At 41.5% G+C, this 23,819-nt stretch carries 14 protein-coding genes and 7 pseudogenes; 14 read left to right on the top strand and 7 right to left on the bottom strand.

The features are described 5' to 3' along the window. Positions 1–75 precede the first annotated feature (75 nt). The 10 genes and pseudogenes from nlpI to deoD all read left to right on the top strand — a co-directional run bounded on the left by nlpI (position 76) and on the right by deoD (position 11,025). Entirely contained in the window at positions 76–987 is a 912-nt protein-coding gene (gene nlpI, locus N4T56_RS14070; RefSeq protein WP_261733660.1) for a lipoprotein NlpI, read from the top strand. Between the two features lie 76 nt (positions 988–1,063). After that, positions 1,064–2,638 (top strand): annotated as a pseudogene (prfC, locus tag N4T56_RS14065) (peptide chain release factor 3); the annotation flags it as partial. 253 nt (positions 2,639–2,891) lie between these two features. Further along, a complete protein-coding gene (locus N4T56_RS14060; protein ID WP_261733659.1) occupies positions 2,892–3,653 on the top strand; it encodes a TatD family hydrolase in 762 nt (253 codons plus the stop codon). A 177-nt stretch (positions 3,654–3,830) separates the two neighbouring features. Further along, the gene (locus N4T56_RS14055; RefSeq protein ID WP_261733658.1) at positions 3,831–5,090 is read left to right on the top strand and encodes a NupC/NupG family nucleoside CNT transporter; all 1,260 of its coding nucleotides are present in this window, start codon (positions 3,831–3,833) and stop codon (positions 5,088–5,090) included. A 355-nt stretch (positions 5,091–5,445) separates the two neighbouring features. Continuing rightward, positions 5,446–5,946 (top strand): outer membrane protein OmpK, encoded by a 501-nt coding sequence (locus N4T56_RS22845; protein WP_390904062.1) that lies wholly within the window; start codon positions 5,446–5,448, stop codon positions 5,944–5,946. Further along, complete coding sequence (locus N4T56_RS22840) at positions 5,901–6,332, top strand: outer membrane protein OmpK (RefSeq protein ID WP_390904061.1); 432 nt, start codon at positions 5,901–5,903, stop codon at positions 6,330–6,332. Before N4T56_RS22845 ends, N4T56_RS22840 begins: the two co-directional genes overlap by 46 nt. Positions 6,333–6,727: 395 nt before the next feature. Then, entirely contained in the window at positions 6,728–7,501 is a 774-nt protein-coding gene (gene deoC / locus N4T56_RS14045) for a deoxyribose-phosphate aldolase (protein ID WP_261733657.1), read from the top strand. Positions 7,502–7,647: 146 nt separating this feature from the next. Next, positions 7,648–8,980 (top strand): annotated as a pseudogene (gene deoA, locus N4T56_RS14040) (thymidine phosphorylase). Positions 8,981–8,991: 11 nt separating this feature from the next. Then, positions 8,992–10,211 (top strand): annotated as a pseudogene (locus N4T56_RS14035) (phosphopentomutase). A 103-nt stretch (positions 10,212–10,314) separates the two neighbouring features. Further along, complete coding sequence (deoD, locus tag N4T56_RS14030) at positions 10,315–11,025, top strand: purine-nucleoside phosphorylase (protein ID WP_188917300.1); 711 nt, start codon at positions 10,315–10,317, stop codon at positions 11,023–11,025. Between the two features lie 55 nt (positions 11,026–11,080). Here deoD and N4T56_RS14025 read toward each other — a convergent pair whose 3' ends face one another. Further along, complete coding sequence (locus N4T56_RS14025; protein ID WP_261733656.1) at positions 11,081–11,767, bottom strand: AhpA/YtjB family protein; 687 nt, start codon at positions 11,765–11,767, stop codon at positions 11,081–11,083. 161 nt (positions 11,768–11,928) lie between these two features. On the opposite strand from N4T56_RS14025, the pseudogene serB reads away from it, so the two are divergent. Together serB and N4T56_RS14015 are read left to right on the top strand one after the other, a co-directional pair. Then, positions 11,929–12,916, top strand: a pseudogene (gene serB / locus N4T56_RS14020) (phosphoserine phosphatase SerB). A 423-nt stretch (positions 12,917–13,339) separates the two neighbouring features. Next, positions 13,340–14,246 (top strand): annotated as a pseudogene (locus tag N4T56_RS14015) (alpha/beta fold hydrolase). Between the two features lie 25 nt (positions 14,247–14,271). Here the strand turns inward: N4T56_RS14015 and N4T56_RS14010 are convergent. Beyond that, complete coding sequence (locus N4T56_RS14010) at positions 14,272–16,665, bottom strand: PilZ domain-containing protein (RefSeq protein WP_261733655.1); 2,394 nt, start codon at positions 16,663–16,665, stop codon at positions 14,272–14,274. 478 nt (positions 16,666–17,143) lie between these two features. On the opposite strand from N4T56_RS14010, the pseudogene radA reads away from it, so the two are divergent. Then, a pseudogene (radA, locus tag N4T56_RS14005) lies at positions 17,144–18,524 on the top strand (DNA repair protein RadA). 96 nt (positions 18,525–18,620) lie between these two features. Here the strand turns inward: radA and N4T56_RS14000 are convergent. The 4 genes and pseudogenes from N4T56_RS14000 to ubiU all read right to left on the bottom strand — a co-directional run bounded on the left by N4T56_RS14000 (position 18,621) and on the right by ubiU (position 22,858). Beyond that, the gene (locus tag N4T56_RS14000; protein WP_188917309.1) at positions 18,621–18,986 is read right to left on the bottom strand and encodes a PilZ domain-containing protein; all 366 of its coding nucleotides are present in this window, start codon (positions 18,984–18,986) and stop codon (positions 18,621–18,623) included. A gap of 169 nt (positions 18,987–19,155) precedes the next feature. Further along, positions 19,156–20,433: pseudogene (locus N4T56_RS13995) on the bottom strand (YjiH family protein). Positions 20,434–20,912: 479 nt separating this feature from the next. Next, entirely contained in the window at positions 20,913–21,848 is a 936-nt protein-coding gene (locus N4T56_RS13990) for a U32 family peptidase (RefSeq protein WP_261733654.1), read from the bottom strand. Positions 21,849–21,856: 8 nt separating this feature from the next. Then, positions 21,857–22,858, bottom strand: coding sequence for a ubiquinone anaerobic biosynthesis protein UbiU (gene ubiU, locus N4T56_RS13985; RefSeq protein WP_261733653.1), 1,002 nt, complete (start codon positions 22,856–22,858; stop codon positions 21,857–21,859). 140 nt (positions 22,859–22,998) lie between these two features. Between ubiU and ubiT the strand changes: the two genes are divergently transcribed. Continuing rightward, a complete protein-coding gene (gene ubiT, locus N4T56_RS13980) occupies positions 22,999–23,505 on the top strand; it encodes a ubiquinone anaerobic biosynthesis accessory factor UbiT (RefSeq protein ID WP_261733652.1) in 507 nt (168 codons plus the stop codon). 60 nt (positions 23,506–23,565) lie between these two features. Here the strand turns inward: ubiT and N4T56_RS13975 are convergent, their stop codons facing one another. Then, positions 23,566–23,814 carry a YfhL family 4Fe-4S dicluster ferredoxin gene (locus tag N4T56_RS13975; RefSeq protein ID WP_261733651.1) on the bottom strand — a complete coding sequence of 83 codons (249 nt, stop codon included), beginning with the start codon at positions 23,812–23,814 and terminating at the stop codon, positions 23,566–23,568. Positions 23,815–23,819: the final 5 nt, after the last annotated feature.

Genomic DNA, 23,819 nt, shown 5'->3' with positions numbered 1-23,819 from the left:
GTATGAGTCCATAGCTCTTAGATAAGCAGATTGCTATGATATTGAATATAAATAAAACCTGATAAGGTAATACGAATGGAATGTAAACTACGCACCACAGTCATTGCCGTTGCTGTCGGTGCAAGTATGTTGTTGTCAGGCTGTGCTGCAACGCAAGGTTCAAGTGACGATGTTGCAGGGCAAATGATTGTTGCGCCAGTAATGCCAGACTATAAAATGGAAGTGACCCTCGCTAAGCTAAATGAAGTGTTAGCGACCATGGAGCTCACTGATGAACAACGTGCACGTTTTCATTACGATCGCGGGGTCATTTACGACAGCGTGGGTTTACGTTTATTAGGTCGAATTGATTTTCACCAAGCTATTAAGCTTCAGCCTGATTTAGCCGATGCGTATAATTTTTTAGGTATTTATTACACTCAGGAAGGCGAGTTTGAAAGTGCCTATGAGGCCTTTGATGGTGTATTGGAATTATCTCCAGGCTACGATTATGCCTACCTTAACCGTGGTATCGCCTTGTACTATGGTGAACGCTATCAATTAGCGATAGGAGATATGCAAGCATTCTTTGAACGAGACCCAACTGATGGTTATCGGGTGCTATGGCTTTATTTAATGTCATCTGCCGTTGATAGTACACAGGCACTTGCCGATTTAGCATCACAACGCCAACAGTTAAATAATCAGGACTGGGCGAGTGTTTTGGTTGATTTTTATTTAGGTAAAATGAATCAAGAGCAAGTGTTTGCCGCAGCCAAAGTGGGTTTGTCACAGCCTAAAGAATATGCAGAACGTTTATGTGAAGCGTATTTCTATTTAGCGAAACACGCAGCAGCACAAGGGCAATACCAACAAGCAGCTAATTTTTACCGGTTAACATTAGCGACAAACATTTACGATTTTGTTGAACATCGTTATGCCAGAATCGAATTGGCAAAAATGAAAAACATGATCCAAAAGTCAGTTACATTATCTGCTGAAGGTTAAACCGTACTTTGCCTAGCCAATTCTGTCGATAGGCGCTATAATTTGCGCCTTTTTTAGCGGCTAGTGCAAGGTTAACATGTCAGGCAACAACGTTGAGGTCGACAAGCGTCGTACCTTCGCCATCATTTCGCACCCCGATGCGGGTAAAACCACCATCACCGAAAAAGTACTTTTATTCGGACAGGCTTTACAAAAAGCCGGTACCGTTAAAGGTAAAAAGTCTGGGCAGCATGCTAAGTCAGACTGGATGGAAATGGAAAAAGATCGTGGTATCTCTATCACAACTTCTGTTATGCAATTTCCTTACGGTGGCGCACTCGTCAATTTGCTTGATACGCCTGGTCACGAAGACTTTTCGGAAGATACTTACCGCACTCTGACCGCAGTCGACTCTTGTTTAATGGTTATTGACTCCGCTAAAGGTGTAGAAGACAGAACCATTAAGCTGATGGAAGTGACGCGATTACGTGACACGCCGATTGTGACGTTCATGAACAAATGTGACCGTGACATTCGTGATCCTATTGAGCTAATGGATGAAGTTGAAGACATTTTAAAAATGGCCTGTGCACCGATTACCTGGCCAATCGGCTCAGGTAAAGAATTTAAAGGTGTTTATCACATACTGCGCGATGAAGTGATCTTGTATCAAAGTGGTATGGGTCATACCATCCAAGAAAAACGTATTATTAAAGGGTTAAACAACCCTGAACTTGATAAAGAGTTAGGCGCTTATGCCGCAGAGATACGTGATGAAATGGAGCTGGTTGCAGGTGCCTCTCATGAGTTTGACCAAGAAGCATTTTTAAAAGGCGAACTTACACCTGTATACTTTGGTACTGCATTAGGTAACTTTGGTGTTGACCATATTCTTGATGGCATCGTTGAGTGGGCACCAAAGCCACTACCGCGAGAAACGGATGCCCGTCAAGTGCAACCGGATGAAGATAAATTCTCTGGGTTTATTTTTAAAATTCAAGCCAACATGGATCCTAAGCATCGTGACCGTGTGGCCTTTATGCGTATTTGCTCGGGTCGATATGAGCAAGGCATGAAAATGCACCATGTGCGTATTGGTAAAGATGTTAATGTGAGTGATGCATTGACCTTTATGGCAGGTGACCGTAATCGTGCAGAAGCGGCATACCCTGGTGATATCATTGGTTTACATAACCACGGCACCATGCGCATTGGCGATACTTTTACTCAAGGTGAAAAGATACGTTTCACTGGCGTGCCTAACTTTGCGCCAGAAATGTTTCGTCGTATTCGTTTAAAAGACCCTTTAAAGCAAAAACAGTTACTCAAAGGCTTAGTGCAATTATCAGAAGAAGGGGCTGTGCAGGTATTTAGGCCGATTGACTCAAATGATTTAATTGTTGGTGCTGTTGGTGTGCTGCAGTTTGAAGTGGTTGTTGGCCGCTTAAAAAGCGAATATAACGTTGAAGCAATTTACGAAGGTATTAGTGTAAGTACTGCACGTTGGGTGTACTGCAAAGATGAGCGTAAGCTTGAAGAATTTCGTCGAAAGTGCAGCCCTAACCTTGCACTCGATGGTGGCGATAACTTAACTTATATCGCGCCAACCATGGTTAATTTAAACCTGTCGATGGAACGTTATCCTGACATTGAGTTTGCTAAGACCCGCGAGACACTAATTGTTAATCAAGATGTTAAATTAATGTTAAATTGGTGGCTTTTGCCACCTTTTTTATTGTGTTTTAAGAGGCTTATCACAGTAATTATCATTTTGTGTGATCCTGAATTTTCCCGTTTGCGATTATCTATTATTCATAGCATTTTTTATCAATGATATCTCATTATAGGTAATTCAATTCAACGCTTAACGTATGGTTGATTTTTATGCTAATTTTATCGTCAACCATAATAAATGTAGATTATATATGATCGATACCCATGCCCATCTTGATATGCCTGAGTTTGATGTTGATAGAGCGCAATTGGTCGCAGCGATGACAGCCCATGGCATTACCTCTGCAATTATTCCTGGTGTGGCTGTGGACGCTTGGGAAAAGCAGCTGAATATCGCAGAAAAGTATCAATGGTATTTTTCTCTAGGGATCCATCCTTGGCATATACCAGATGACATTGATGATGCCATTTGTAAGCTCGATGCCAAGTTGAAGCAATATAGACAAAATAAGCATTTAGTTGCCGTGGGCGAATGTGGTTTAGATAAATTGCATAATTGGCCTGATAAGCAACTGTTAATATTAGAGAAGCAATTAGAGCTTGCACAAAAATATCATTTACCAGTGATTTTACACGCAGTAAAAGCGCATCAAGAATTATTAGGATTGTTACGTAAAGTTCAATTGAGCCGAGGAGGTGTGGTACATGGCTTTTACGGTAACAGTATTGTGGCTCAGCAATATATCGATCTCGGCTTTAAATTAGGAATTGGTGGTTTACTGCTCAACCCTAGTGCCAAAAAGCTTCGACAGGCGGTGACTGACTTGCCGTTAAATCACTTTTTATTAGAAACCGATTCACCCAGCATGAGTCCTTTCGATGAAGTGAATCAACGTAATACTCCTTTAACATTAACCAGAATTGTGTCCGAAATCTCATTTTTAAAGAAAAATGAAACTGTCTGTATATTAGAACAGTTGAATAAAAATGCTGTGCAACTGTTTGAGCTTTAATTGTTTTTTTTGAAACGAATTGCGTAACCTGGTGTTTTATTGCCTAAGAGATTGAAATTAAACTCTAAAAAGTTGATCAAAACGACGCTTTTCGTTTCACGCTCAGTTATAATCATCAACGGAAATTAGGTGAGTTAACAACATTCAAAAAAACTGTTAACAAAAGGGTGATGATTAATGGATATTTTAATGAGTTTAGTAGGGGTGGTCACCCTACTTGCGATAGGTTTCTTACTATCAAATAATAAAAAAGCAATTAGTGTACGTACCGTTGGTGGTGCTTTAGCAATTCAAGCATTCTTCGCGGGTTTCGTATTATATGTTCCAATCGGTAAAGATATTCTGAAAGGTGTTTCTGACGCTGTATCAAGTGTGATTAGTTACGCACAAAGTGGTATTAGCTTCTTATTTGGTGATTTAGCTAACTTTAAAGTTGGTTTTATTTTTGCCATTAACGTATTACCCGTCATTGTATTCTTCTCTTCTTTAATCGCAGTACTTTACTACTTAGGCATTATGCAGTGGATCATCCGTATTATCGGTGGTGGTTTACAAAAAGCATTAGGTACTAGCCGTACAGAGTCTATGTCTGCTACAGCCAACATCTTTGTTGGTAAAACAGAAGCGCCTTTAGTTGTTCGTCCGTTCATTGCCACAATGACTCAATCTGAACTATTCGCCATTATGGTGGGTGGTCTTGCTTCTATTGCTGGTTCAGTATTAGCCGGTTACGCGCAAATGGGTGTTCCAATTGAATACTTAGTTGCTGCGTCATTCATGGCGGCACCAGGTGGTCTATTAATGGCTAAACTGATGCACCCTGAAACAGAAACTGCTATTAACGAAATGGATGAGTTACCAGAAGACCCTGATAAGCCAGCTAACGTATTAGACGCTGCAGCAGGTGGTGCTTCATCTGGTATGAGCCTTGCGTTAAACGTTGGTGCAATGTTGATTGCATTCGTTGGCTTAATTGCCATGATTAACGGCATCATCGGTGGCGTAACGGGTTGGTTTGGTCTAGAGGGGATTACTCTAGAACTTATCCTTGGTTACATCTTCATGCCTTTAGCATTCTTAATCGGTGTACCTTGGAACGAAGCATTAGTTGCAGGTTCTTTCATCGGTCAAAAGATTGTTGTAAACGAATTCGTTGCTTACTTAAACTTTGCTCCATACCTAAAAGATGTTGCAGATGGCGGTATTCTAGTTGAAGCAACACAAGCGGTAATGACTGATCGTACTAAAGCGATTATCTCATTTGCACTGTGTGGATTTGCTAACTTATCTTCTATTGCAATCTTACTTGGTGGTTTAGGTGCTATGGCTCCTTCACGTCGCCATGACCTTGCAAAATTAGGTATCCGTGCTGTTATCGCTGGTTCATTAGCTAACTTAATGAGCGCGACTTTAGCCGGTTTATTCTTAGCTATCTAAGTTAAGAGTCTTGATAGGAGGTTTCTCCTATCACACTGGGTCTTTACACTTATAACGATAGAGACCCAGTGTAATAAGAACGTTGTTATTGATTTTTGTGTTAATCCACCATTTCCGATGTGACACGACGACTGATTGATGACTGCGAAAGAGGATGCTTTAAAACCGCTAGTTAGTCTCAATAAGTGTTGTTATCAATATGTAGACATTGTGTCGCGATATTGTTCACAAAATAGAATTTTGTATTCGTTTTTTATCGATTAATTGTTGTGCTTTGTACCATAAGCGGTAAAATACGATTGATTAGAAAAGAAGTGCTATCCAAGAAGATAGTTAAATAATATACATGGGGTTGATGATGAAAAAATTAAACACTTTAGCATTAGCAAGTACAGTTGCTCTAGCAAGTTCAGCTTTCACTGTTTCTGCAGCTGAGCAGACTGGTGATATTCATGCTAACGATTATAAATGGATGCAGTTCAACATTATGTATGCCATTGATGAGCATCCAATTGCTGATAAAGATGAAGCAACACATAACTATTTAGAAATGGAATTCGGCGGTCGCTCAGGTTTCCTTGATCTATACGGCTATGTTGACGTATTCAACTTAGCTAATAGCGATTCAGGCGATAAGTCTGATGGCGCTAGCAAAATGTTCATGAAGTTAGCACCACGTTTCTCTCTTGATGCTATCACTGGTACTGACTTATCTTTCGGCTACCAGTACAAGAAGTTTATTTCTCTACTCTATTTAACTGGGGTGGTGGAGCAATCAGCACAACAGGTACTGGCGAAGGCGACGTTAACATGTCTTTCTGGGGTCTTGGCGCTGACGTTAATGTGCCTTGGTTAGGCAAAACAGGTATGAACCTTTTTGCTACATATGACATCGGTCGTAAAGATTGGAACGGTTACCAATTCTCTGCTAACTGGTTTAAGCCATTCGTATTCTTTGATGATAAGAGCTTCCTATCTTTCCAAGGCTATGTTGATTACCAATTTGATATGGATGAAGAATACTCTGGCATGAATAGTGATGGTAAGTACAACAACACTGAACATGGCGGTGCAGCATTCTTTGGTCTTTACTACCATACAGATCGTTTCGCGTTAGGTTATGGCGGTAAGTACTTCTACCATTCATATGGTTTGAACGACGCTGCGTTTAAAAACGAATTCTGGGGTGGTTTAGATACAACTGGTTGGACTCACTTCTTGAGCGCAACTTACAAAATCTAATTAAACTAGATGATTGTATTGGAGCCGCAAATTGCGGCTCCAAATTTAAAAATAAAATTACCAATATAGAAATTTTTATCTAAAATTATTGTTTAACAACCGTGGTTTTATATAAAGGTTTGTATCCTACAAATTGTTTACAATGTTTGTTTTTTCGCGCGCTAAAATGGATTTTTCGCGGAATGGTTGAAGCAACTATCTTTGTTTTATCTTTTCCGGTCTTCAAGGATTCAAGTCGTGGTACTCGTTATCAGATTGAATACTTAGGTTAGTAAATATCACCTAGATTTACTGGCAATACTGAAGGCTCGGCCATAATAATAATCATATGCCTGCTACCTAGTGTTGCCTGAATAAAAATTTATCTACTTTGATTTTTCGTTTGGAGAGCAATTATGACTGATTTAAAAAAAGCGGCGCAACTTGGCATTTCTTTAATGGATTTAACCACATTAAATGACGATGACACCGATCAAAAAGTGATCGACTTGTGCCACAAAGCTAAATCACCTGCTGGCAATACTGCCGCTATCTGTATTTACCCTCGTTTTATTCCTATTGCGCGTAAAACGCTCAATGAGCTTGACTGTGAAGACATCAAAATCGCCACAGTAACTAACTTCCCACACGGTAACGATGATATTGCGATTGCGGTATTAGAAACCCGTGCAGCCGTTGCTTACGGTGCTGATGAAGTCGATGTGGTATTTCCATACCGCGCATTAATGGCCGGTAATGAAACAGTAGGCTTTGAACTGGTTAAAGCCTGTAAAGAAGAATGTGGCGATGCAGCCATTCTTAAAGTGATCATTGAGTCTGGTGAGTTAAAAGATCCTGCGTTAATCCGTAAAGCATCTGAAATTTCAATTGATGCAGGTGCAGACTTTATCAAAACATCAACAGGTAAAGTACCGGTTAATGCCACATTAGAAGCCGCTGAAATTATGTTAACCGTTATCAGCGAAAAAGACCGTAACGTTGGCTTTAAGCCAGCTGGTGGCGTACGTGATGCAGCACAAACAGCTGAGTTTTTAGGATTAGCTGCGCGCATTTTAGGTGATGACTGGGTGACGCCTCAAACATTCCGTTTTGGCGCATCAAGCTTATTAAACAGCTTATTGCACACGTTAGAGTTGTCAGACGCGCCTAAGCCTACTTCAGGTTACTAATGGCAATAGCCTAGCAGAGATCTGCTAGGCTTTATTTTCTCTTTAGGTGATGCATTAAGGCATCATTTAAAGGCACTATCGTAAGATAGTATTCCTATATTAATGGCGATCCTAAAGGTGATGGGTTGCCTAAAAGGGGACGTATTATGTTTCTTGCTCAAGAGATTATCCGTAAAAAACGCAATGGCGAAGCACTCAGCACAGCCGAAATCCAATTCTTTGTAAATGGCATTACTCACAATACCGTATCTGAAGGTCAGATTGCGGCCTTTGGTATGGCGGTTTATTTCCAGGACATGAATATGGATGAACGTATCGCACTGACCAGTGCCATGCGCGACTCTGGCACCGTATTAAATTGGGATACATTACGAGTAGACGGTCCTATTATCGATAAACACAGTACCGGTGGCGTTGGTGATGTAATTAGCCTAATGCTTGGCTCTATGGCGGCAGCTTGTGGTGGTTATGTGCCGATGATTTCTGGACGTGGCTTAGGTCATACCGGCGGCACACTCGATAAATTTGATGCCATTCCTGGTTACCAAACTGAGCCATCTAGCGAATTATTTCGCAAAGTGGTCAAAGAGGCTGGTGTGGCTATTATCGGCCAAACTGGCGATCTAGTACCTGCTGACAAACGCTTTTATTCTATTCGCGATAACACGGCTACCGTTGAGTCTATTGGGCTTATTACCGCCTCGATTTTATCAAAAAAACTGGCCGCAGGTCTTGATGCGCTAGCTATGGATGTCAAAGTCGGTAGCGGTGCATTTATGCCGACTTATGAAGCATCTGAAGAATTAGCTCGCAGTATTACCGCCGTTGCCAACGGTGCAGGTACTAAAACCACAGCATTACTAACAGACATGAACCAAGTATTGGCTTCTTGTGCCGGTAATGCGGTAGAAGTGCGTGAAGCCATTCAGTTTTTAACTGGTCAATACCGTAATCCACGTTTATATGCAGTCACTATGGGCTTATGTGCTGAAATGCTTGTTTTGGGCGGTATTGCACAAAACGAAGCTGATGCCCGTAATAAATTAAATACTGTATTAGATAATGGTAAAGCGGCAGAGGCATTTGCTAAAATGGTCTCTGGTTTAGGCGGCTTCAACTGATTTTGTTGAGGCTTATGACAAGTATCTGCCTCATGCGAAGATTATTCGTCCTGTTTATGCCAACACTTCCGGCTTTGCTCACCAAATGGATACCCGCGAGCTTGGTTTAGCCGTTGTCACGTTAGGTGGCGGACGTCGTAAACCGGGTGATGCGCTTGATTATAGTGTCGGATTAACTCAAGTTTGCGCACTGGGTCAAGAAGTTAACCAAGATGTTCCGTTAGCGATGATCCATGCTCAATCTGAAGATGCCTTTGCTGAAGCTGCCGCGGCAGTTCAACAAGCAATTGTGATTAGTGATAGCGCGCCAGAAAAGACGCCTGAAATTTATCGCTACATTCGCGCTTCAGATTTATAAAGGAAAACACAATGAAACGTACTTTTATTTTAATGCTAGATTCTTTTGGCCTGGGGGCTGCCACCGATGCTGAAAAGTTTGGTGATGTCGGTTCGGATACTTTTGGTCACATTGCTCAGGCATGTGCAGAAGGTAAGGCTGATGTGGGTCGTCAAGGCTACTTTAAAGTTGCCTAATTTAGCCAAATTAGGTCTAGGCCATGCAGGCTTTGAGAGCACGGGTAAATTTGCTGATGGCTTTAACGCTGATGTTGAAGTGATTGGTGCTTATGGCCATGCCGACGAGCTGAGTTCTGGTAAAGATACCCCAAGTGGTCACTGGGAAATGGCGGGAGTACCGGTTCTGTATGAATGGGGCTACTTTAGCGACTTAAACAACTCTTTCCCGAAGGATCTGACTGATAAAATTCTTAAACGTGCTGGTTTAGAAGGCTTTTTAGGTAACTGTCATGCATCTGGAACCCAAATTCTTGAAGAACTTGGCGAAGAGCACATGAAAACAGGTAAACCTATTTTCTACACTTCAGCTGACTCGGTATTTCAAGTGGCTTGCCATGAAGAAACATTCGGCATAGAAAACCTGTACAACCTATGCAAAATTGCTCGCGAAGAACTTGAGCCTTATAACATAGGTCGTGTTATTGCTCGTCCTTTTGTGGGGACTGGCTACTGCTGATTTCGCCCGTACCGGTAATCGCCATGATTATGCGGTATTACCCCCAGCACCAACCATCCTAGATAAGATGAAAGAAGCCGGCGGTGAAGTGGTCAGTATTGGTAAAATTGCTGATATTTATGCTCATAGCGGTATTACACAAAAGTTCAAAGCGACAGGTCTTGAAGAGTTATTTGACGAAACATTAGCGCAAATAAAACGCGCAGGTGATAACACCATCGTGTTTACCAACTTTGTTGATTTTGACTCTCATTACGGGCACCGTCGTGACACTGCTGGTTATGCTAAAGCATTAGAGTACTTTGATTCTCGCTTACCTGAACTTTTTGCAATTTTACAGCCAGACGATTTAGTGGTATTTACTGCCGATCACGGTTGCGATCCAACTTGGGTAGGTACTGAACACACTCGTGAACGCGTGCCTGTATTAGCTTACGGAGCAGGTTTACCGGCAGGTTCATTAGGCCGTCGTCAGTCATTTGCTGATATTGGTCAGTCGATTGCGAGCTACTTTAAGCTAGAGCCAATGAATTATGGTGAATCTTTTATTAATTAGTCACATTTTCAAACGACGGTTCTATATATAGTTCAATGTGTTTGCTAAACTGTCGATATTATTAAAGCAAGACCAAATAAAATAGAAACATAGGGGTTATAACATGGCTACACCACATATTAATGCTGTAGAAGGTGCTTTTGCTGAAACTGTACTGTTTCCAGGCGATCCATTACGCGCAAAATACATTGCTGAAACATTTTTAGAAAATGTTGAGCAAGTAACAGATGTACGTAACATGCTAGGTTTTACGGGTACTTATAAAGGTAAGCGTATTTCTGTAATGGGCAGCGGCATGGGTATCCCATCTTGTTCAATTTATGCACATGAGCTTATCAAAGATTACGGTGTTAAAAACCTAATCCGTGTTGGTACTTGTGGCGCAATTAGCACTGACGTAAAAGTACGTGACGTGATCATTGGTATGGGTGCTTGTACTGACTCTAGAGTGAACCGTTTACGCTTTAAAGATAGCGATTTTGCAGCAATTGCAGATTATAGCTTATTAAGCGCAGTAGTTGATTCTGCTAAAACTCACGGCACTAAAATCCGTGTAGGTAACGTTTTCTCTGCAGACCTATTTTACACACCAGATCCTGAAATGTTTGACGTGATGGAAAAAATGGGTGTACTCGGTGTAGAAATGGAAGCCGCTGGTCTATACGGTGTTGCGCATGAGTTAGGTGCTAAAGCATTATGTGTAGTGACTGTATCTGACCATATCCGTACGGGTGAAAAAACCACTTCTGATGAGCGCCAAACTACTTTCAACGACATGATCGTGATGACTTTAGATGCTGCATTAACGCTGTAATCTATAACGATTAAAAAGGGGGGCTCATTGAGCGCCCCTTTTTTTGTTGCGCACTTCAGGTGAGGGGCTTTTTATCAACAGTATCATTTTCCGTTTGCGCAGGCTCTGCAAGCAAGGCGACTTTCTTTGGTTTTTTACGCAGTTTTGCCCGTGTTTTACGGCGATCGAAGTCGGCTCGCTTAAATGACAGTGAACGAGATAGCAGCAAACCAATAAAGCCAGCAACGATTAACATCATTTGCTGCAGCTCCATGTTCTGTTCGTGCAAAATCTTAATCTCGTCAAAAAAGATATCCAAGTTTAAGCGCACCTCAACATAACCTAGGTTGTTGTCATCTTGAACCACATTTTCGATTAATGGCGGGTAAGGTTTTAATAAACCTTTTAATGCTTCTGAGTCCGCTTCTAATTGCTCAAATGACACACTTTGAGCGAAGGCGAGTCTAACGCCTTGCGAGTTATAAATATTCACTGACATGACTTTAGGATCAGCGGCTAATGCTGATGCTAACCATTGAAGTTGTTCGTCATTTTGTAAATACATGGCCGGAGCTGCGCCATTAGCAGCTTGTTGTGCGAGTAAGCGAGCCATCACTTTAGTTTGCGAGTTAAGTAAGTTTTGACCATTTCGCAAACTGGCTTGCCATAAATGTATCAGACCAAAAATCAGTGATATAGCGATAATAATTTGTATTATCCGGCTGAATTTTTGTCTTTTCTTAAGACCTTTAACAAAAATCACTTTAATCCTCAGTGTTTTTTCTATTTAATTGAAGGCTGTTTGGGTTGTCTAATGATGTATATAAGGCACAGCGATAATTCAATTATAGAAAATCATCAAAAAGCTATACTAATCGAAATTTTTGTCAGTAGATAGTCGTAACATACCAAGAGGCCGGGTTGATGCAACAAACGCGTGATAATGTTTTACTTAATTGGTTATTTTCAGAGACTTGTGAGACTTATCAACATCAAGGTCGTATTTTATACCGCTATGAAGAGTCTGAATATGTATTGGAATTGCAATCTCATTTGCCTTACCGATGCCGGGTTATTTTTAGTATTGAAGCAACTGCGGAAATTGAATCTTGGCTAGCGTTGATACCATCGGGGAGCCCATATTGCCGAACTAAAGAGGCAAAACGATTTACGCGGGTTTGAGGTGGCCACTCAAAGTGTGAGTGACGAATGGATTATGTCATTTCCGCAACAGGTCAGCGCTGAAATCGTGCTTGTACAACAACCTTTGGCGCAGCTTAATGTGGCGGGGTTATTAGTGATGGACATGGACTCAACAGCAATAACAATTGAGTGCATTGATGAATTGGCCGCCATGGCTGGCGTTGGTAAAGATGTTGCAGCCGTCACTGCCCGAGCGATGCGTGGCGAGCTAGATTTTGAAGCATCGCTTAGAGAACGTGTTGCCAAATTAGCGGGCGCAGATGCCGGTATCATCCAATCGCTATGTGACTCTTTACCGTTAATGCCAGGGATTGAGTCTATGATTGCTGAGCTTAAATCCCATCAGTGGAAATTGGTGGTGGCCTCTGGTGGTTTTACGCCTTTTGTTGGTCATTTAAAACAGTTGCTCGATTTAGATGCTGCCTATGCCAATGAGTTAGTGATTAAAGATGGTAAGCTGATTGGTGAAGTCACGGGCGAGGTCGTTGATGCACAGTATAAAGCTAATGTGATTGCAAAAAGTGCAAAGCAATGGTCAATAGCGCCGGGGCAGTGTGTTGCCATTGGTGATGGTGCAAATGACATTCCAATGATCCAAGCGGCCGACCTTGGTTTGGCATTTCATGCAAAACCTAAACTTGTTGCGGCGGCTGATGCGGCTATTGGGCGTCTCGATTTACGTGCCCTGGTATTTTGCTTGCAAGCCTAGGGTCTGTTGAACTTTGCTGGTCAAATTTTGTTCGAGTTAAAAACGTTTTAATCGAGGCGAATGGATTGATGCCTAGCAATCTAAGCAAAATCCATTTAACAAAGAGTAAAACGTTTTTAGCCGAACCCTTTGGGCAGCGTTTGTTGGCCATTTTTATTGCGTTATCGACTTTTTATGTAGAATAACTACACTTCAAAGTCTCTGCCGCGCACTTGTATATGAGTAATGGCCAACAATTCGCTGCAAAAACAACCTTGAAAGATCAACCGACCCTAGCCAAATTGCCAAGCATAATGTCATTGTATTAGCGCAGTAAACGATAGCGAGTAAAAACATTTAATATAACGTTTTTACTCTAGTTTATTTGTGTTTGATGGCAATAATGATAGCTTAACCTTATGGTTACTTTTAATATTGTCAATTGTGAACACTGATATTCAACAACAGTCTCTTTTTATCCCTTATCGTGAAGGTCATCTTCACGTAAGGCATATACGACCGCTAACGCCTCATGGGGCTACAATCCCTATTTTAATGTTGCATGGAGCTATGTCTAATGGTCGGGTGTTCTACAGTGAGTCTGGGCGTGGGTTAGCGTGTTTTTTAGCTAATGCAGGTTTTGACGTTTATGTCATGGATACGGCTGGGCGAGGCTTAAGCGAACCCAAAATTCAGCGCGATTTTGCATTAGGCCAAGGTGAGGTTATTCGAGAACAGCTTCCGCTAGTGCATCAATTCATATTGCAACGTCACCCTTTAGTGTCTCAAGTGCATTGGTGTGCTCATTCCTGGGGCGGAGTATTAATGGCCAGTAGTTTGGCGCGTTTTGCTGAGTTACAAACCAGTGTTGCATCTTTGCTGACATTTGGTTCTAAACGTACCATCAAAGTCAGATCGCTTAAGAAGTGGTTAATGGTCGATTTTTTGGAATCGCTTGGCGCCTTATCTTGTGCAAAGGCAAGGTTATCTAGATGCCAACCGTTTACGTGTAGGCATGGACAACGAAAGTCGCGCCTCGTTATTGCAAACGATTGACTGGGTAAAAGGCGAGTGGGTCGATCACGATGATGACTTTGATTATGCGAGCGCAGCAAGGCAAACCCAATGGCCTACAAGCTGGTTTATTGCCGGCAAAAACGATCGAGTATTAGGTCATCCATCTGATGTACGCGATATGATTGCCGAATGTGGTTTTAAGCAAGTGAAATACACTTTACTGTCTAAAGCGCAGGGAAACTTATTTGATTATGACCACGCAGGAATGTTAACCAATAAACAAGCTGAACAAGATCATTTTGTCGCGATTAAGCAGTGGTATTTAGCCTTATAAGCTAAGTTGTTATCCAGCGTTCAGTTTACTTAGGATTGTCGACCGTGAGAAGGCTGGGATAACGCATTTCTACTTCGGCGGTAATATCGAGTAATTCACCAGAACCGATGACTTTCCAGAGTTGTTCTTCAAGTTGTTTTGCGCGGTGATTGGCATGAATATGGATATATTCTAATTCGCGGCGGATATAACTCATGTCGGGTTTGTCTGTGGCTCCGCGATAGACTCGCAGTGCCATAAAACGACCCACTTTTTTACTTTGCTGAATAAATTGTATTTGATTGTCTTTGCCACCTAATTCCGATTTAAGCACACACTTAATTTGTACAGACCCCCTTGCTTGGCGGGTGAGCTGAATAAATACCTCAAAAAAGTCCATGTCGTGGCTAGGTTTCATGGATTTGATAGGATCAATGATTTGTTGTTTTAATACGTTGTTATCCAGTAACGGTCGTAAATTATATTGCAGTACTTGGTCTGAGTCTTGGGCAAACAAATGGCTTATTTCATCAGTGGTTGTGCCAATACCAATGTAGGCCATCTGTGCTGACTTAACTGTTTTTTCAATAAAATAAGGTACTCCAGGCAGCTGACGCATAAACAAGTTTTTAAGTCCGTCGGCTAGCTCTTTAAGTTGGCCTTCATTATCAGATAATTGCTCTAGTTTTTGCTTATTATGTGCAATCAGTTTATTTAAAAATTCAACCCCGTCATGTGGTGTGTGCCCTATCAGTGCACTTAAATGCAATGTTTGGCCGTTCATGCGGCTCCGAATAAGTTGATAAGGTAAATGGGTTAAATTGGCTTTGCCTGAGGCGGCTTGCAGGCGAGGGAAAGACAACATAACTTGAGCGGGTTCGGTAAATTCGACGCTTTCTTCTAAAATAAGCTGTAAGCCACGACTTGAAATATCATGAGTGACGCCAGTGGCTTTCTTGTCGCCTTGTTGAATTGTTACAAGGGTTTTAAACGCAAAGCGTGCCTCGTTGCGGCGCTCACTGAATGGCATCGATACTTTTTTTATGCTGTGTTTCTTGACCTTGGCTTGTGCAAAAATCTTTAGCCCATTCACGTCGGCTTTATTAAACCAGCCTTGGTAGTCTTTACGTGCATTTTCATTGGTCAGGTCGATCAATTGCAGCGTGTGGCTAAATTGTGCTAATTGTTGTTCTGTTAGGGCACTGTAACGGGCATCATCACCAGGTAGTGTTGATGTTTTGTAGTTTTTACTGTGATCAATGGTTTGCGCCACAATTTTAAATACCCGCCAACTGGCTTTGGTTGAAGCAAAACCTAAAAATAAATGTAAATTTTTGGTGACTTTTAACTCCGCCAATGACGCCGAATAAAAATGCAATTTCCCTTGTGCGTGGTGAGTAAATGAAAACAGCAAACAGTGGTCAATGTCATTATCGCTTTTTAAGATTTGAGTTAATCGCCGGTTATTTAAAAAGTTAGGTAACTGACTGATTTCATTTTCATCTTGAAAATAGTGTTGTATCGGTTGATTACCGCGCCCTAATAGCTCATAAGCAATATGTGGTATGTCATCTTTAACGCTAATATACAAAGGGAGATGGGTTAATAGAGGTAAGTATTGCCGCTCATAACCAAGACCAGTGGCAGTAACAATGACATCATTAACATCCACTTTGTAACGAAATTTAAAGCTGCGAATGACCTTGCTAATCACTTTGTCGAGCGTCTCACCACCGCCAAGGCGTTTAAGTCTTAGTATGGCGTTGCCGTCCTTGTTTTGAATATCAACAATTTGATAATCAACGCCATGCTGAAGATCATCAACAAAAAACTCTTCACTCAGTTCGAGTAATTTGAGCTTAATTGGCTTATCTTGATCTAAATGATGTTTTAAGGGGAGTTTTATCCGGGCACCGCCAACAGAAAGATCCAGGGTAACACCATTAGCTTCTGGTATTCCCGGCTGAGTCACCGCAATGCGAATGCTGTAATTCATTCGCTCTTCACAGCGGTTAAAGTAACTGCCAAGCACTACAGCAGGTACTAAATAAGGGTTTTCTTCTGAGACAATCTCTTCAGGCTCAATATTGCGAAGCTTTAAACGGCGTAGCTTGTGTGCTTTAACCACCTGTTCATAAACGCCAAGTGTATATTTATTACGGTATAAAGGCAGGGCATTAATGAGCGACTCTTTAGCTGGTTCGTCAAGAAAGTGCCTTTGGTTGGCAATAACGACTTCTTCACACGGTAATTCAGTTTTGTCACGTAAATCAATAATACGAGTGCATTGCGATGAAATTCGGTTTAATTCCATTTTTAATAGGAACCGGGTTGAGTTTGATTCATCCACAGTCAACTGCTCGAAGATGTCCTGAAAATCAGGTTCCATCAACAAGGGTTTGAGTTGTTCAATTAATGCACTGTGATTATCTAAACTCATTTATGTTATCGTTTTATTGGCTTGTTGTGAGTCTGGCTAATATTTATCGGCAAGAACATGCTGTTCTTTATAATATTTTTCATTATTATGCATGACCAATCTACAATTGGTAAGCTAATATGATGCAAAAGTAAATGATTAAAAGTCATCAACAAGTCTGAGTGTGAAATTAATATAGATTTCATCACGCTGTACCACATTATTATAAGTGGTTGTTTTTGCTTTTATCGCTTGAGCGTATTCAGTGTGAACAAGATTGCTATTTTTGGCAAGGTTCAAACAATATATCTTCGCTATAAACTTCATTTAATTGATTATTTATATACATTATCTCAGTTTTTGTCTTAGTAGTGCAGTTATAGGATAATAGTCCGGCTTGTATTACTGGCTTATCGTGCCGTGGTTTATAGCGACGAAAAATCAGCCTTAAGTTAAATTTTTAAAATACTAAACATTAGAGTAAATGACAGGAAGTAACATGGCTAAAGCTCCAAAAATGGCATTTGTGTGTGACGATTGTGGTATGGATTATCCACGTTGGCAGGGGCAGTGTCGTTGTGGTGCCTGGAATTCGTTAGTTGAGGTGCGCCTATCTGCCGCTAAAACGTCAGCATCTCGTCCAGCGGTATTAGGTTATGCCGGTGCTGCGGGTGGTGGGGCCAAAAAGCTCAATGAAGTTGAGTCCGTTGAAGCTGAAAAAGGCTTACGGGTATAGGCGAGTTAGACCGGGTTCTCAGTGGCGGTTTGACGACAGGTTCGGTGAATATTATTTCTGGCGATCCTGGTGCGGGTAAAACCACTTTACTGTCGGATCTTGTTGCGCGCATGTCGCAGTCGACAGCATCGTTATACTGTACTGCTGAAGAGTCTTTATCTCAGTTTAAAAACCGGGTAAATCGCTTAAAACTGAATTATAACGAAGACAATTTATACCTGTTGTCGGAAACCAGTGTTGAATCCATTATCGAAGAGTTAGAAGCAAAACAAATTAAATTTGCGGTGATTGACTCAATTCAAGCGGTGGTAACCGAAAATGCCAATGGTAGCCCAGGTTCACCTTCGCAAGTTAAAACAGCGGCGCAAGCCTTTACCCAATATTGTAAAAAAAACAACGTCACTATGTTTATTATCGCCCACGTGAATAAAAATAATGAAATCGCAGGTATACGCAAACCTTGGTGCACATTGTCGATTCGTTATTGCATATTGATACCAATGACGGCCAAATCCGTACCTTAAGGTACAATAAAAACCGTTTTGGTGATGTTGATACCGTGGGTATTTTCCGCATGAGCGAACGCGGTATGGTGAGCGTTGATAACCCCAGTGAGATATTTTTATCTGGCTCTACAACTGACTCTCCTGGTTCTACCATTACCTGTATCCGTAAAGGTAACCGTAACTTATTATTAGAGATCCAATGTTTAACCACTGAAACTGAGTCAGAGTTTCCACAGCGAGTGTGCGTGGGGCTCAACATGAACCGGATTAAAATGTTGACGGGCATTTTACGTAAACATACTAAAACGAAGATTTTCCATGATACGTTTTTTAATATTGTCGGTGGTTTAAAAATTGATGAGTCTGAAACCTGTATCGATTTAGCATTGGTGACGGCATTATTGAGCAGTTTAAATGATTTTGTGGTGCCAAGAACAACCTGTATTATGGGAGAACTGAGCTTAAATGGTGATGTAAGGCCTATCGACAGTGGCGTGCCGAGAGTGAAAGAGGCGGCGCAACATGGTTTTACTGAGATATTTATTCCGTTTCGTAATTACCATAAATCAATGGAAGGCTTAGGTGCTAAAATTACCCCTGTCAAAACGATTCATGAGTTACTTGAGCTGATTAATTAGTCGCTGATCTGAAAAGGCAAACCATTAGGCTTGCCTTTTTCGTTTTATGCGCAACAAAAATAATTAACGATAACGCCTCTGCATACCCCACTATTCTTATGGTGCAGGTGTCATTAGTGAGGATAGCTCACGGTCAAGTAATTCAGCATCGCCCATGTTCAATTCGATAATTCGGCGTAAATGGGTAATGCTATCAACATCGATATGGGTACACTTTAATCCAAGGTGTTCGTGGGTTTTGTGCACGATAGCGGCTTCCATTTGCAGCTCAATGTCTGACTCTGGCAGTACAAATGCCAGCGTTAGAATAGTATTGAGTTGCCCTGTATAACCCTCTGGTAACTCAACGAGTGCCCCATTAAGGCTTAAATCTAAAATCTTGGTACGCCAAGTTTGCTCCGTTTGCGCTAAATGAGCGCTGGCAGCAAAAAAGATACGAGAAAATTTGCGTCTGTCATCCATTGGGTACCCTTAATGCGTTTAATGATAACGAGTTATCGCTCGCAACCATTGAGTATGTTGTTATTGCTTAAGCATACTCGAATTTTATTTTTTTCGCTGAGTTTTTAAGCTAAAAAAGGAGCGCATTGCGCTCCTTTTGGGGTAAGTCACAAATATAGCCAGTATTGATTTATACGAGCAAATGGCCTATGAGTGCAATAACAGGTAGCGTGACCAATGTACGCAAGATAAAGATGACAAACAGTTCAAAAAAATTAACTGGAATTTTACTGCCAATCAATAAAGCACCCACTTCACTCATGTAAATTAATTGCGTTACAGATAACGCAGCAATCACAAAACGGGTTAAGTCTGACTCAATTGAGCTGGCTAAAATAGAAGGGATAAACATATCCGCAAAACCAACCACAATGGTTTTGGACGCTTCGGTCGCTTCAGGAATTTGCAGTAGTTCTAGTAATGGAATAAATGGCATACCAAGGTAGTTAAACAATGGTGTGTGCTCTGCCAATACTAATGCCACGGTACCAATAGCCATTACAACCGGGATAACCCCGAATATCATGTCTACAACGTTTTTAACACCTTCAACTAATACCTGCTTAACGCCACCAGCGCTTGATGCACGTTGCATTGCTTGTTCAAACCCCCATGACATAACACCGTGACTCACTGGTACGCTTTCGTCATCTTCATGACGTGGAGTGTTGTCGATGTAGGTGTCTTTTTCCATGATAGCGGCGGTAATTTCGGCACAATGATCGCTGCCACAATACCAGCTAAACAAACGGTTAAGTAAAACGGCACAAATAAGTGTTCAAGTTTGACTTGCGAAATGACCACTAAACTAAATGTAATCGATACCGCTGAGAATGTGGTACCAATAACCGCCGCTTCTCTTTCAGTATAAAAGCGGGTTTCATATTGCTTGTTGGTCATTAAGATACCAACACTACCATCACCTAGCCATGAGGCCATACAGTCAATGGCACTGCGACCTGGTAAGTTAAAAATGGGTCGCATAATTTTGGTTAATAAGGTGCCAAAAAACTCCAGCAAACCAAAGTTAAGTAATAATGGTAAAAGCATTCCAGCAAAAATAAACACTGAAAATAATACCGGCACTAAGTCATTTAATACTAAGCCGCCCGTAGCCGAAGAAGTGATCGCCTCTGGCCTCTATTTGCAAATAAACCATGACGATAAATATTGCCCCAAGCACCCGTGTGGTTAGCCAAAACAGGTTGACTTTTAATAGGGTACGCAAGAAATGATTTTTGCGAATAAATTGCGGGTTGAGCAGTTTAGTTAGTACAGAAGCGAAGGCCATTAACACAACGATGGCTGTTACGATTAACTGAATCGTACTGCCCATTTCAGCTTGCAATGCTTTTGAAACGATAGCGATCGGAATGGTAATAGCACCGTCAATGCTGATAGGGGTCATAAATAGCAGTAGACCAATCAGAGACGGAATAATAAAAGTCAGTATTGTTTTAAGACTATGTTTTTTTTGTGTCACGTTAACTACACCTTTACGTATGTGCTTTTGAGTGAGCAAGTCGCACTTGCCAACCACCGAACATGGACATCATAGTGAATGTCCATTCAGTTGTATATTTTTGGAAGGCAAGGTTACCCCCTTATCTGCCGTATGTAAAATGATAACTGTGACGAATAGTTATTAGATAAATGTGGGTAGTTATACGTGGTGTATTTTTGTGTCTTAGATCATATAAAACATAACACAATCATGTTGTTAATTAATTGTTTCGCATTTGTTTTTTTAGTGTGTGTTTGAGACGGGCAGGAGTGACGTTGAAGCTAGAGTAATACAACTATTTACGCGCGATAACAACGTTGTCGCGCGACGGGCTATTGGATTGTTGTTAATCCATAGTGATTTAATTTAGGGTTATTGCACCATCAAGGTGTTAATTGCGCTGAGTCAGTGTACTGCATGCCGGGTTGTCCTAACCAATACCCATTACAATGATGCTGATCACTGGCAGGTGTATACGGTTGAAGTTTCGTCGGCAATTCGCTCACTGGGTTAACATCACTTGCGGTGAAATTTGCTAATAGTACAGCAAGCTCATGGCCTAAATTCACATCAGCAAGTTTGCTGGGTGAAATTCGCCAATAATCCACGCCCATAGTGATCATCTCAGGGATTTGGTCAATTAAATTAACTTGTGCCGCGGATTGGGTTTGAATGCCATTTAATCTCAATAACGGTTGTGATTCCTGGGTTTGGGCCAGTAAACCTTTACTGTGACGCTGGCAAATTGTTTGACACTTATCTTTGGGGAGTTGGTAGTGTTTTGCGGTAAAGCAACGAGCTGAATGCGCTAATGGCATATACCCGTGGCTCAACACTTCAATTTCGAATGACGGTTTTTTATCGGTATCGATGACTGCTTGTAGCCAATCTTTTGATAGTTCGCAAGGCATTACAAAGCGGTACATACCTTTTTGATGTAATAATTCTAAACTGGCTCGGTTGTAATTATTGATGGTGGGCCCACAAACAAAAGGCATTTTGGCTTGATGAGCGTAAAACACCGCCGCCATATCGTTAGCTTCAATGCTAAAGTCGCCGTTATCAATCGCGCGTTTTAATTCATTAAGCTCCGATTGTGCTTCAATCAACGCCATTGTCGATAAAACAACGTGCTTACCGTGAGCCTTTAACATATTGGCGAGGTCTAAATAGTCACTAAACTTAAGCTCTCGGCGACGGCCACACACGGTTTCTCCAAGGTAAACTGTGTCGATATTACTGTTGGCCACTTGTTGGTAAAATTGTTCAACATCAGCTTTAGACCAGCAATAGCTGATGGGGGCGAGTGAGATTTTCATGGTAACCCTTATTGCCATTGGCGCTCGTAAGCACCTAATGTAGTGATTTGTCCTTCAGACACTTTAGCTAAAGCCTGTGACCACTGTGGTTGCTCGGCAAATGAATCTGGTGCAGCAAGGTAAGTGTCTATCGCTTTGCGCCATACTTGAGTCACTTGAGTGACATAAGCTGGACTGCGTTGGCGACCTTCAATTTTGAGCGATGCCACACCTGCTTTGGCCAATTCAGGTAGCAGGCTTAAGGTATTTAAGCTGGTGGGAGATTCTAATAAATATTTTGCGTCTTGCTCGTGCTCAGTCACATAGCGACCTTTACAGACTACTGGATAACCTAATTGTTGGCCGGCGTCCGCTTTATCAATTAACACATCATTTAAGCGAGTGAGTTTGTCTGCGCCGCTGTCTTGCCAACGTACGTGGTTGGCCGGTGAGCATGAACCGCCAGTATTAGGCGATTGTCCTGTAACATAAGATGATAAATGACAGCGGCCTTCAGCCATAATACACAAACTGCCAAAAGCAAATACTTCTAAATCTACCGGGCTGACTTTGGCTAAATCTCTGACTTGCTTGATTGACAGCACTCGAGGCAGTACAGCACGCTCTATATTAAATGCTTCTTTATAAAACGATAGTGCCCCTAAGTTGGTCGCACTGGCCTGCACTGATAAATGTAACGGTAAATGCGGATAATGCTGGTGGGCATAACTTAATAATGATAAATCGGCCACGATAAGTGCATCCATACCTAATTGTGCCGCAATATCGACAGCCTGATACCAACGATGTTCTTGTCCTGGCTTTGGGAAGGTGTTTATGGTTAAAAACACTTTACGCCCTTGACTGTGGGCGAGTTTAGTTGCTTGGGTGAGTTGTGCTACTGAAAAGTTTAACCCGGCAAAGGATCTGGCATTCGTGTCATCTTTTAGCCCCAAATAAACCGCATCGGCGCCAGCATTTAAGGCAGCTTTCAAAGAGGCGAGGTTGCCAGCTGGGCATAAGAGTTCCATGTCACTGTTCTCATTTTTTTTAAAGAACAGGAGTGTAAATGTGATTGAGTTAACATGAATTGATTTAAAACAGGTTTCGTTGCATAAATTGCCAGTAAACTCACTTGATTAAATGCACTGTTTGCAAGTAGGAACCCTTCATGGCTCAAGTATTACAACAACGTATGTCTGAACATATTTTACAGTTTGCACCTCAATTTAGTCGCCGTTCATTAGCGATAATGCCTGAAAAGCTTAAAATAACCCTGATTAATCAATTGTTAAACTTAGTATTAGCTGAGCAAATCAATGCGGGCGAATTAGCTTTTTTAGCTGATAAATGGGTGGGCATTTGCGTTGATGATATTGATTTGCAATTTCAAGTGAGTGTTGATACTAAGCTTCGCGTTATGCCGATGACTAAACCGAATGTGATTTTTAGCGCCAATGTGCCTGAACTCTTGTTAGTCGCGGCGGCTAAAGAAGATCCTGATACGTTGTTTTTTCAACGTAAGCTGCGTATTGAAGGTGATACCGAATTAGGCCTTGAAGTGAAAAACATGCTGTTATCAATTGAGCTTGATGCGTTGCCAAAGCCGGTTAGGGTTAGCGTAGACAAGTTGGCGAGTATGTTACAAACATTAACCCAAGGTTCAGAAACTAAATAATGAGCAATCGGGTGAATAAAAACGGCGCTTAAAGCGCCGTTTTTAACTGGGTTCATTCAGTTATCGCCCTGTAATTGTGGCGTATTTCACTAATAACTCATCATGTGATTCAATATGCTGTGGGTCAGGGTCAATACAGTCAATTGGACAAACCGACACACAGGTAGGTTTGTCATAATGGCCAACACACTCAGTACATAGTGCCGGATCGATTTCGTAAATCTCGTCACCCATGGTGATGGCCTCATTAGGGCACTCGGGCTCGCACATATCGCAGTTGATACAACTGTCATCGATGATTAATGCCATAAATT

The sequence above is a fragment of the Shewanella phaeophyticola genome (assembly GCF_025398315.1).
GTDB lineage: Bacteria > Pseudomonadota > Gammaproteobacteria > Enterobacterales > Shewanellaceae > Shewanella > Shewanella phaeophyticola.
The sequence above is the reverse complement of the archived record's forward strand: the minus strand, read 5'-3'. Positions and strand labels throughout refer to the sequence as shown.